The organism is Acinetobacter sp. YH12043 (genome assembly GCF_013419915.1).
Taxonomy (GTDB): domain Bacteria; phylum Pseudomonadota; class Gammaproteobacteria; order Pseudomonadales; family Moraxellaceae; genus Acinetobacter.
The window spans coordinates 46,401-57,233 of the sequence record NZ_VOZD01000025.1 but is presented as its reverse complement, the minus strand read 5'-3'; the positions used below and the strand labels follow the sequence as shown (position 1 = coordinate 57,233).

Below are 10,833 nucleotides of genomic sequence, written 5' to 3'. Positions count from 1 at the left end.
ATGCCTATTTAAGTGATGTGCTGAAAAGGCTGCCGACACATAAAGTGACCCAGATTGAAGAGTTACTGCCACACTGCTGGAAACCTAAATCGAATTAAAATTGGTATGGGATTCAGCGGACGCTTACTATGTATCGCCTTTTGAGTTTGAAGCAATGTACTATGATAAGATTAACCCGTTAGGTCAGGTGGCCTAACTTAAATAAAAAAATCTCCGATAAATCCGGTAAGGTTCAAAATGCGATTTATGGCTTTTTTATGTAAAAAAAAGTAATATCTGTTTTATTGTTAAATTATAACAATTAGTATAAATACACCTATGATTTACAGATGAAAAAGGTAGTTAAATGAAATATTTTCTAAGTTTAACTTTGTTAGTTTTAGCAATGACTGGGTGTACTTCGAGTCCAAAGACTGAAACTTTACAAGATAAGGCTACAAGCAATACTTCAGCTGATACGCAGGTCCTTAAATTTTCTGGTCCAAATGGTTTATTAATTTTTCTGAAATCATCGGATAACTTTGAAACTGCTTTAATGACTGATAACTCAGGCATGGTATATAGTTTAAAGCAAACAGTTGCTGGTAGTGGTATTCGTTTAGCTAATAATAATGGAGTTTCAATTCACTTTAAACGTGGTGAAGGGGTTGTTGAATTTGTAAAAGACCAGCCAATCAGCATTACTGAAGTAAAATAATAAGGTTTAAACTTTAAGAGAACCCCACACCATAATCTACATACCGAAAGTTGGACACTATTCCTTGAAATGTGGTCAAACATGATCAAGGACTAATTCGCACTCTGTTAATGGGTGAATTCAAACATGAGGTGCGACTTTTGCATGTAGTTTTTTTAGATCGATGGGTGGTTCTGTTGGAGCTTTTGATTGATCGAAAGCTTGCGAGGAAGCTGAAATCAGTTGATTTTTCCAGTCGATAATTTGGTTTTGATGAACATCAAATTCAGCACTCAATTCAGCAAGTGTTTTTTCTGCTTTAATCGCAGCAAGTGCTACCTTAGCTTTAAAATCATTTGAATGATTTCTTCTTGGTCTACGTGCCATAAAATACTCCATATATTGATGTTTATAACATCATTTGGGGAGCAAAATATCACTTATAAGTGTTGTTCAAATTTCCTGATCCACCTCTAAATCCGACCAAAATTAAAAAATAGGCATGGGATTCAGCGGACGCTTACAAATGCTTAGGCTATTTTAAATCCTTTCAATAGATAAATAAGCTAGGTAGCGAATCTTATATTTATAAAAAAATCCCCCGATTTGGAGGATCTTTTTTGATGTCTTAATTAAGTAGCTTTTTAAGCTGCTTTTGCAGGTACACCACTATGGAAACGGAACATTTCATCTGGACTAAGAATCAGATTCTTTTCTACTTCACGGATATGCTCAATTCGGCTTTGAATATCTTCTTGTGGATTTTTCAGTTTTGCAGTTTTAGCCACATCTAAAGCTAAGGCCAAGTAGTCCTCAAAATGGCGAGATTCAGATTTAAGCAAGTAACGGTAGTAACGTCCTAGCTCATCATCCACCAGCGGCGCAAGCGCATAGAATCGCTCACAAGAACGTGCTTCTACAAAAGCACCAATCACCAGCACATCAATTAATGCTTCGGGTTCATAGGTCCGGATTTCCTTACGCAAACCACCTGCATAACGCCCTGCACTGAGTCCAATCCATTGCTGGCCACGCTTATTCATGAATTCCAGCACCTGTTCATAATGCAGCATTTCTTCACGTACCAGCTGCGCCAGTTTCACTTGTAAATCTACAAAGAAGCTATAGCGGAACATCAGGTTCATTGCTGTACTGGCTGCTTTCTTCTCACAGTTGGCATGATCCTGCATCAGGATCTCCAGATTCTGTAATGCCTCATCGAGCCAGGCTTTTGGTGTTTCACAACCTAAGAAGCCAATGACAGGCTTCATCAGTTCATCATAATCAATATTTGACATATATCTTTTGCAATCTTAACGCGCAGCTTTAATTGCAGCCTTCATTTGTTGTACAGCTTGCGCCAGTCCAACAAAAACTGCATCTGCAATAATCGAGTGACCAATATTTAATTCATGAATTTGAGGAATCGCAGCAATTGGAGTGACATTATCCAGGTTCAGACCGTGACCTGCATTGACCACCAGACCTTTAGAAGCCGCATACTCTGCCCCTTTGATAATGCGATCCAGCTCAACTTGCTGTGCTTCTGGCGTGTCAGCATCGGCATAAGCACCTGTATGAAGCTCAATTGTAGGTGCGCCACAAGCGACTGCCGCATCAATCTGGGCAATGTCTGCATCAATAAATAGCGACACGTCACAGCCAATCGCAGACAGTTCCTGGGTGGCTTTTTTCACATCTTCAAAATGACCAACGACATCCAGACCACCTTCAGTCGTCACTTCCTGACGCTTTTCTGGTACAAAGCAGACATGCTGCGGCTGGATTTCTTTAGCAAAAGCCACCATTTCATCAGTCACAGCCATTTCCAGATTCATATGCGTGGTCAATACCGGACGCATACGACGTACATCTTCGTCCTGAATATGTCGGCGGTCTTCGCGCAAATGCAGGGTAATTCCCTCTGCACCGGCTTGCTCACAGATCAATGCAGCATTGACTGGGTCTGGGTAGGTCGTACCACGTGCTTGTCTTAAAGTTGCGACATGGTCAATATTGACACCAAGTAATGCAGCCATAATATTTTCCTAACTACGATTGAGATTGAGAATTTTGGATCCACAATTGTCGACTTTTCAGTGGTCGGTCACCAAGCAAAGCAGTGATCACCTGTCGATATAGCTTCGTCAGTAATTGTAACTGTTCTGGATTAAAATCCCTACCATTTTCATAGTGCTGCATTGTTAAAATCTGCGGGCCCGACATGGTTGAGCGCAAGGCCTTGGCCGAAGGCATAAAACCTTCATTCAACTGAAAATAGTAATGTTGCAAGGGATTGATTGGTGCCTGATTGGCATCGACCGAAAAATCCAGTTCATAGCCCAGTTCTTCTAATAAGATATGTTCAAACTGACGCAGAACCTGTTTTAAATAAGTATTGGGATTTTCCTGATCGGAGAGTTTTTGCAAGGCATTCAATGTTTCGCCATATTTGGCAAAGGTCAGCGGCATTTGCACTTCAAGCGGACATAAACGCAACAGGATTTCATTCAGATAAAAGCCAGAAAAAAAGGCATCACCGAAAAAAAAGATCGGCTGATTAACAATTTCTAATTTGGTGAAGTTTTTGAGTTCAGATTTGCCTGAGGCTAGCAAGCTGATGGGTTGATATTGTGGTGGTGGATTTTGTCTTAATATCCCATCGATACGGCCATATTCCTGGGTAAATAAATGCACAATATGACTGCGATCGCGATATTTACGATGATGAATCAGGTATCCATGCAGCACTTCATTACGCATAGGCTGCTTCTTTAGTCTTTATTCTTTTTTGATTTTTTCTCTTCTTCTTCGTCATCCCCATCAGGAATGGCGGCACCCACAACAGCCGCGGTCCCTTTGACCGCGTACTTTGTGGTTTTATAGGCAACTTTGGCAGGAACGGTCACTACTTTATGAATACAGCCTTGCAAGAATAAAACACATGCAATGACTGCTAGAAATTTCATCATGATCCGTTCTCGTCCAATTTAAATGTCGCTATAACCTAGACTTTTCAGTGCTCGCTCATCATCAGACCAGCCGCCTTTGACTTTCACCCAAAGCGTTAGCATGATTTTCTGCTCGAACATTTTTTCCATGTCGACACGTGCATCCATGCCGATTTTTTTCAGCTTGGAACCTTTTTCACCAATCACAATGGCTTTTTGGCCAGCACGATCAACGAAAATGGTGGCATCAATATAAGTACATGCCGGCTTCATACGGCCTGTTTTTTCGTTCAGGGTCGGCTCTTCAGTTTTGAAAGATTCAATCTGAACAGTTAAATCGTATGGCAGTTCTTCACCTAACTGACGCATGATCTTTTCACGGATAATTTCAGAGGCCAGGAAACGCTCTGAACGATCGGTAAGCTGATCCAGTGAATATAGCGGCGGCTGGAATGGCAGATACTTGGCAATCGTATCGCGTAAGTGTTCGAGGTTGGCACCACGAAGTGCAGACACCGGTACGATTTCAGCAAAGTTCATCAGTTTGGCACGTTCACGAATCAGCGGTAAGGCTTCATTCTTGTTCTCGAACGTGTCCAGCTTGTTGATTACCAGAATGACTGGCATATCCGCATTTTTTAATTTCTCCAGAACAAGCTCATCGTTCTGGGTCCATTTCTGTGCATCAACGACAAACAGCACCAGATTCACATCACGCAATGCAGAGTGCGCAGCACGGTTCATCATTTTATTGATGGCACGCACTTCTTTTTTATGCATCCCCGGTGTATCAACAAATACTGCCTGAGATTTTTCACGTGAATCAATCCCTACGATTTTATGACGGGTAGTTTGTGGCTTACGTGAAGTAATCGAAAGTTTCTGGCCCAGTAAGTGGTTCATCAAAGTTGATTTACCCACGTTTGGACGTCCGACAATCGCCACGAAACCGCTACGATAATCAGAAGGAATTTCAGTACCCTGTGCACTGAAAAATTGACTAATCAAGTCATTGCTGTCGCTTTGCGACTCGTGATCAGCATCAATGTGATCGGAATGAGTAGTCATTAAGACTTATGCTCCAAATGTTTTAAAATATCTGCCGCAACCGCCTGTTCAGCGAATCGTCGGCTTGAACCTTCACCGGCCATGACCGGCAAGCCTTCTACCTGGCATTCCACTTTGAAATGCTGGTTCGGGGCATCACCCTGAATATCTACAACCTCGTAAACTGGGAGAGGTTTTTTACGTGCTTGTAAATATTCCTGTAGGCGTGATTTAGGATCTTTCAGCTGGTCAGTCGGTTCAATATTGTCTAAATATGGTTCGTACCATTTTAGCACAATCGCCTGTAGTACAGTGAGATCACCGCAATCCACATAGATCGCACCAATGATGGCTTCGACCGTATCCGCAAGTATAGACTCACGATGATGACCACCCGATTTCAGCTCACCCGTACTGAGAATCAGGTTCTGACTCAATTTTAGATCATTGGCAATTTTCCCTAACGCTTCCTGTCGGACAAGGGTCGCACGCATACGCGTCAGACGGCCCTCATTTTCCTGTGGATAAGCAGTAAAGAGATAATTGGCTATGATCATCCCTAAAAGAGAATCGCCTAGAAATTCTAGGCGTTCATAGTTGTGTTTATGACTAACTGAACGATGGGTTAGTGCCAGTTTTAACAGATCAGCTTGTTTAAACTGATAGCCGATCCGTTTGGCAAGACGCTCATCATTTAGTTTTGACTGTGCTTTGATCAAAATCTTTCTCAAACTTCATCACTAAATCGATATTCATTATAAAATTCTTGCGAATTTCATAATTCTTGTGCACCTGTAAACCATCAGTGTTGGTTACTTTGGCAATTTCATCAAACTTCAGATCGCGAATATTGTTCATTTCTAAACGCTGCCCCATCTGTTGACGAAATTTTTCTGGCGCAATATTTGCCGGAGAACTCTTTAAAAGTTCCTCAATCTGATTATCCACCATACGATCATCAAAGTATGGCCCCCAAACTGCAATCGCCACTTTGGCAAGAAAAGCAAACCCCACGATTGCAAATAAAATTCCAATATACGAAGCACCTTGCTGATGTTTCATTTTTTATTTTCCTGACTGAAATAATTAATCGATTATCCCGTTTCGACTAAACGATGGCAGTTTAAAGCCAGGTTCTTTATGCATCCAGATATAGAATGCGCGACCTGTTAAGTTTTCTTCCGGAACAAAGCCCCAGAAACGACTGTCAGCACTTTGATCGCGATTATCCCCCATCGCAAAGTAATGACCTTCTGGAACTTTCACTTCCCAATATAAACCATTTTCAGTTGAAAACTTACCATTTTCTATATAGTTAAGGAATGGAGCCTGACGAGCTACATTAACTCCTTCCAGCTCACGCATAGTGAAAGTATGTTCGCCAATGGTTTCTTTATGATAAATCGAATTTGGCGTATCCAGGCGATCTTTTTCACGACTGAATTCTACTGGAACTTTTGCTACTTTCTCACCATTAATGGTTAACTGGCCATGATCATAAACAATATGATCACCTGGCAAACCAATTACACGTTTAATATAGCTAATCGTTGGTTGTGGCGGATAACGGAAGACCACGACATCGCCACGTTCCGGACTACCTGTATCCAGAATTTTTGTATTTACAATCGGTAATTTCACACCATAGTCAAACTTATTGACCAAGATAAAATCACCGGTTTCCAGTGTTGGAACCATAGAATCTGATGGAATATTGAAAGGTTCGTACAGGAAAGAACGCAATACTAAAACGACGGCCAAAACCGGCCAGAAATCATAAGCCCAAGTAATAATGAAGTTTTCATTGCCCTTGCCTTTGGTCTGTCGTTGTTTCAGAACAAATTTATCCAGCAACCAGACCGCGACGAAAAATAAGGTCGCAGGAACAAGAATCAAATTAAAATCAAAATCCATGGGCTTATTATCCTTATAGTATTAGCGTTCAACTTTCAGTACAGCTAAGAACGCTTCTTGTGGAATTTCAACACTACCCACCTGTTTCATACGTTTCTTACCTTCTTTCTGTTTTGCAAGAAGTTTCTTCTTACGTGATACGTCACCACCATAACATTTTGCCAATACGTTTTTACGCATTGCTTTTACAGTAGAACGGGCAATAATTTGCGCACCAATGGCCGCCTGAATTGCCACATCAAACATCTGACGAGGAATCAGGTCTTTCATTTTTTCAACCAGTGCGATCCCACGATGACGTGCATCCTGACGGTGGCAAATCATTGCTAAAGCATCGACTTTTTCACCATTGATCAGGACATCCACTTTCACCAGTGATGAACTTTCAAAACGCACAAAGTTATAGTCAAGGGAGGCAAAACCACGTGAACAAGATTTCAATTTATCAAAGAAATCCATCACCACTTCAGCCATTGGAATTTCAAAAGTAACGGATACTTGATTCGCCATGAACTTCATGTCTTTTTGTACACCACGGCGCTCAATACATAAGGTCATGACATTACCCAGGTATTCCTGTGGCACGAGGATATGACATTCTGCAATTGGTTCACGCAGGTCTTCAACAGTTGAGCCATCTGGCATTTTTGATGGGCTGTCGATGTAAATGGTATTGCCATTTTTCATCACTGCTTCATAAATTACCGTTGGTGCTGAAGAAATCAGATCCAGATCGTATTCACGTTCTAGACGCTCCTGTACGATCTCCATGTGCAGCATACCCAAGAAGCCACAGCGGAAACCGAAGCCTAGAGCATCAGAACTTTCTGGTTCGAAGAACAACGCAGAGTCATTGATTTGCAGTTTATGCAATGCTTCACGGAAAGGTTCAAAATCACTGGAATCGATTGGGAACAGGCCCGCATAGACCTGTGGTTTTACTTTTTTGAAGCCAGGTAATGTTGGAACTTCTGGAGTAGTTGCCAGTGTAATGGTATCACCCACTGGTGCGCCAAAAATGTCTTTAATACCGGCAATCACGAAACCAACTTCACCCGCTTCAAGGATATCGGTTTCAGTATGCTTCGGATTGAAAATACCGACTGAAGTGATGATATGTGTCTGACCAGTCGATTTCACCAGCATCTTGTCGCCCTTGCGAACACGACCCTGTTTCACACGAACCAGAGATACTACGCCCAGGTAGTTATCGAACCATGAGTCAATAATCAACGCTTGCAGCGGTGCATCACGTTCACCTGTTGGTGCAGGAATGACATTCACCAGCGTTTCAAGCACACCTTCAATACCTAGGCCAGTTTTTGCTGAACAGGTCGGTGCTTCAGTCGCTTCAATCCCGATAATATCTTCAATTTCCTGAATTACACGTTCAGGTTCAGCTTGTGGCAAGTCAATCTTGTTCAGTACTGGTAAAACTTCCAGACCCTGCTCAATGGCGGTATAGCAGTTTGCAACAGACTGCGCTTCTACCCCTTGTGCTGCATCCACAACGAGAAGTGCACCTTCACAGGCCGCCAAAGAACGTGAAACTTCATAAGAGAAATCCACGTGTCCCGGGGTATCAATGAAGTTCAACTGATACTCTTGGCCATTTGGATGGGTATAGTACAAGGTGACCGAAGCCGCTTTGATGGTAATCCCACGTTCGCGTTCAAGTTCCATAGAATCAAGAACTTGAGCCTGCATTTCACGATCCTGCAAACCACCACAAGTTTGAATAAAACGATCTGCCAGAGTCGATTTACCGTGGTCAATATGCGCAATAATCGAGAAGTTACGAATGTTTTTAATATCAACAGATTTTTTAGCTTGCGCCATGGGCTACCTTGAGAAAAAAACGCGTCATGCAATTTAAAAAGTCATTGCATAACAAAAGCCGAATAGAAATTGCCGAGGATTATAGCAGAATGGAGATACAGAAAAAGAATTATCTTTCTTCTCTCTCGCCTATCTTAAATACGTAACCGCTTTATGTTTTATTTTCTTTTCCTCAGCTTTTTTTCAAGAAAACAGCTTGTTAAATGGGTTGCCTCCTATTTGGTAGCTACTCTCTATTCAATCTCGATATCATCACCTTATTAGATTGATTCTTCTCTTATCGCCTTTGCTTCTTTACTCAAATATAAAGTAGAAAAATCATAAGGGTTAATACTGTCTGAGAGAGGCTGATAAGCTTGGGTAAAACTTGGCGACATACGCTTCGGTCGACCCGACGCAATTTCGATACAGGCCCACTGCGTACTACCGGTAAATAGGATATTCTGATCCTGCGGACGATAAAATACATACTGTCTGAATGAATACAAGGCATTTAGATCACTTAACCAAGTTCGTAGAATCAGCTCATCCCCTTCAAATGCCGCCTTGCGATACTGGACATGATGTTCAACTGCAACCATGGCATGTTTAAGTTGCAGATACTCATTTAAACCGAGTCCTAATTGCTCGATATGCGCCGAGGCCACATCCTGCATCCACTGCACATAAACTACGTTATTCACATGTCCTAGACGATCAATATGTTCAGGTTGTACCTTCAAAACTTGGTCAAAAATACCGGTCACTTTTCTCTTATCCTTTATCGCAATTTTTTCCATGTAGAGTCTACAGAAATTATGGCTCGGGTAAATTGCGAAAAATAAAAAACCGCCTAAACAAGCGGTCTTTTATTGAAGATTCATTTATTTTATGAAATGCGCATCCCGACAATGGCACGTTGACCCTGACGAATCAGACCGACACGGGCAACACTACCTTTTTTTAGATCTGCCACAGCTTCCACAAACTGGTTACTGTTCAAGATTGCTTTACCATTGATTTGAGTCACGACATCATTTGGCATAATCCGTGCCTGAGCTGCGATCCCATCTCTACGAACATCCTGAATGACTACACCACCCTTAATCTCTAAACGCTCTTTTTCAGCCGGGCTTAATTCCCGAATAGTAACGCCTAATACCGGACCTTTATTTGGCTGAGCCTGGTTACCTGCTTTGGCTGGCGTTTCATCTGGTGCAGTCGTGAGTGTTGCATTGATATTACGACGTTTATCATCACGTAATACTTCTAACTGGATCTGCTGTTTAGGCGCAGAACGGTTCAAATAGTTCAACAACTGGCTAGTGCGTGAAATATCAGTACCGTTGTATTTTAAAATCACATCACCGGCTTGCAGACCCGCTTTTGCCGCTGGCGAGTTTGGTGCCACCTGAGTAATTAAAGAGCCTTCTGGCTTAGATAATTTATAAGATTCTGCCAAAGTACGGTCGATATCTTGCAGACTTACACCCAGATAAGAACGGGTCACTTTACCATCACGTTTCAGCTGGTCAGCCACTTCCATAGCGACATCAATGGGAATCGAAAATGACAGGCCCATATAACCGCCAGTACCACTGAAGATTCGTGAGTTCACCCCAACCACTTCACCGCGCTGGTTAAATAGCGGTCCACCCGAGTTACCTGGATTCAGGGCCACATCAGTCTGAATAAATGGGACTGCGGTTTCGCCCATCATATTACGCATCTTGGCACTGACAATCCCGGCAGAAGCGGAGTAGTCAAAACCAAAAGGTGAACCGATTGCTAATACGGGTTCACCTACACGTAATTTATCGACATCACCAGTACGCAGTTCCGGGAAACCTGAACCATTGACTTTCAACAAAGCGACGTCGGTACGCTCGTCGCTTCCCACGACTGTCGCATCAATTTCCCGACGATCATTCAAGGTAATTGTCACTTTAGACGCATCTTCAACTACGTGGTGGTTGGTCAGCAGATAGCCATCCTTACTAATGAAGAAGGCACTCCCATATCCAGTTTTTTCCTGCGGTACACGTGGCTGCGGAATAATCACCTGATTACCAAAGAAACGGCGTAAAATTTCAGGAACCTGTTGTTGCAAGAGCTCTTCTTCGCTCATTTTCTTGACAACACTCACACTGACAACTGCCGGACTGACCTGATCAACCAGGTTAGAAAAATCGACGGGTGTTACTGCCTGTAACTGAGCAGCACTCATGGTAACAGTCGCTGCAAATAATCCTTTTTTTAAATCCAGAATTTTCATATAAATTATTCACCCAAATTGTTGATAAATTTATGTAAATAGGTTTTATCACAAACTTCATATATTTTAAGTAACAATATGTTCGAAAGCTTGAATGTTGGCAACCTTTAATTTTTCTAAAGCATTAAGTTAAAGCTTTTATTAATTTTTTT

The 10,833-nt window shown here is 42.0% G+C and carries 13 protein-coding genes and 1 pseudogene; 2 read left to right on the top strand and 12 right to left on the bottom strand.

The features are described 5' to 3' along the window. Together FTU01_RS12360 and FTU01_RS12355 are read left to right on the top strand one after the other, a co-directional pair. On the top strand, nt 1–98 hold a 98-nt coding region (locus FTU01_RS12360; RefSeq protein ID WP_004785112.1), incomplete at its 5' end, for a transposase domain-containing protein. Nucleotides 99–346: 248 nt separating this feature from the next. Then, on the top strand, nt 347–697 hold the full coding sequence (locus FTU01_RS12355; protein ID WP_166134638.1) for a hypothetical protein: 351 nt from the start codon (nt 347–349) through the stop codon (nt 695–697). 135 nt (nt 698–832) lie between these two features. Here the strand turns inward: FTU01_RS12355 and FTU01_RS12350 are convergent. The 12 genes and pseudogenes from FTU01_RS12350 to FTU01_RS12295 all read right to left on the bottom strand — a co-directional run. Then, nucleotides 833–1,075 (bottom strand): annotated as a pseudogene (locus FTU01_RS12350) (transposase); the annotation flags it as partial. A 245-nt stretch (nt 1,076–1,320) separates the two neighbouring features. Continuing rightward, nucleotides 1,321–1,974: a tRNA-(ms[2]io[6]A)-hydroxylase gene (locus FTU01_RS12345; RefSeq protein WP_179992703.1), complete on the bottom strand. Its 654-nt coding sequence runs from the start codon at nt 1,972–1,974 to the stop codon at nt 1,321–1,323. Nucleotides 1,975–1,989: 15 nt separating this feature from the next. Further along, nucleotides 1,990–2,715 carry a pyridoxine 5'-phosphate synthase gene (gene pdxJ, locus FTU01_RS12340; RefSeq protein WP_180139350.1) on the bottom strand — a complete coding sequence of 242 codons (726 nt, stop codon included), beginning with the start codon at nt 2,713–2,715 and terminating at the stop codon, nt 1,990–1,992. A 13-nt stretch (nt 2,716–2,728) separates the two neighbouring features. After that, a complete protein-coding gene (locus FTU01_RS12335; protein ID WP_180139349.1) occupies nt 2,729–3,439 on the bottom strand; it encodes a DNA repair protein RecO in 711 nt (236 codons plus the stop codon). Between the two features lie 11 nt (nt 3,440–3,450). After that, entirely contained in the window at nt 3,451–3,648 is a 198-nt protein-coding gene (locus FTU01_RS12330; RefSeq protein ID WP_180139347.1) for an NF038104 family lipoprotein, read from the bottom strand. Between the two features lie 18 nt (nt 3,649–3,666). Beyond that, nucleotides 3,667–4,695 (bottom strand): GTPase Era, encoded by a 1,029-nt coding sequence (gene era / locus FTU01_RS12325; protein WP_004784513.1) that lies wholly within the window; start codon nt 4,693–4,695, stop codon nt 3,667–3,669. Then, entirely contained in the window at nt 4,695–5,393 is a 699-nt protein-coding gene (gene rnc, locus FTU01_RS12320; protein ID WP_004784515.1) for a ribonuclease III, read from the bottom strand. Before rnc ends, era begins: the two co-directional genes overlap by 1 nt. Then, nucleotides 5,365–5,736 carry a DUF4845 domain-containing protein gene (locus FTU01_RS12315; protein WP_034171224.1) on the bottom strand — a complete coding sequence of 124 codons (372 nt, stop codon included), beginning with the start codon at nt 5,734–5,736 and terminating at the stop codon, nt 5,365–5,367. Before FTU01_RS12315 ends, rnc begins: the two co-directional genes overlap by 29 nt. Before the next feature lie 24 nt (nt 5,737–5,760). Further along, complete coding sequence (gene lepB, locus FTU01_RS12310; protein WP_159124070.1) at nt 5,761–6,588, bottom strand: signal peptidase I; 828 nt, start codon at nt 6,586–6,588, stop codon at nt 5,761–5,763. Between the two features lie 21 nt (nt 6,589–6,609). Further along, entirely contained in the window at nt 6,610–8,427 is a 1,818-nt protein-coding gene (gene lepA, locus FTU01_RS12305; RefSeq protein ID WP_004784519.1) for a translation elongation factor 4, read from the bottom strand. Between the two features lie 260 nt (nt 8,428–8,687). Continuing rightward, nucleotides 8,688–9,173 carry an acyl-CoA thioesterase gene (locus FTU01_RS12300; protein WP_373686385.1) on the bottom strand — a complete coding sequence of 162 codons (486 nt, stop codon included), beginning with the start codon at nt 9,171–9,173 and terminating at the stop codon, nt 8,688–8,690. Nucleotides 9,174–9,295: 122 nt separating this feature from the next. Next, a complete protein-coding gene (locus FTU01_RS12295) occupies nt 9,296–10,681 on the bottom strand; it encodes a Do family serine endopeptidase (RefSeq protein ID WP_034171221.1) in 1,386 nt (461 codons plus the stop codon). Between the last annotated feature and the right edge of the window lie 152 nt (nt 10,682–10,833).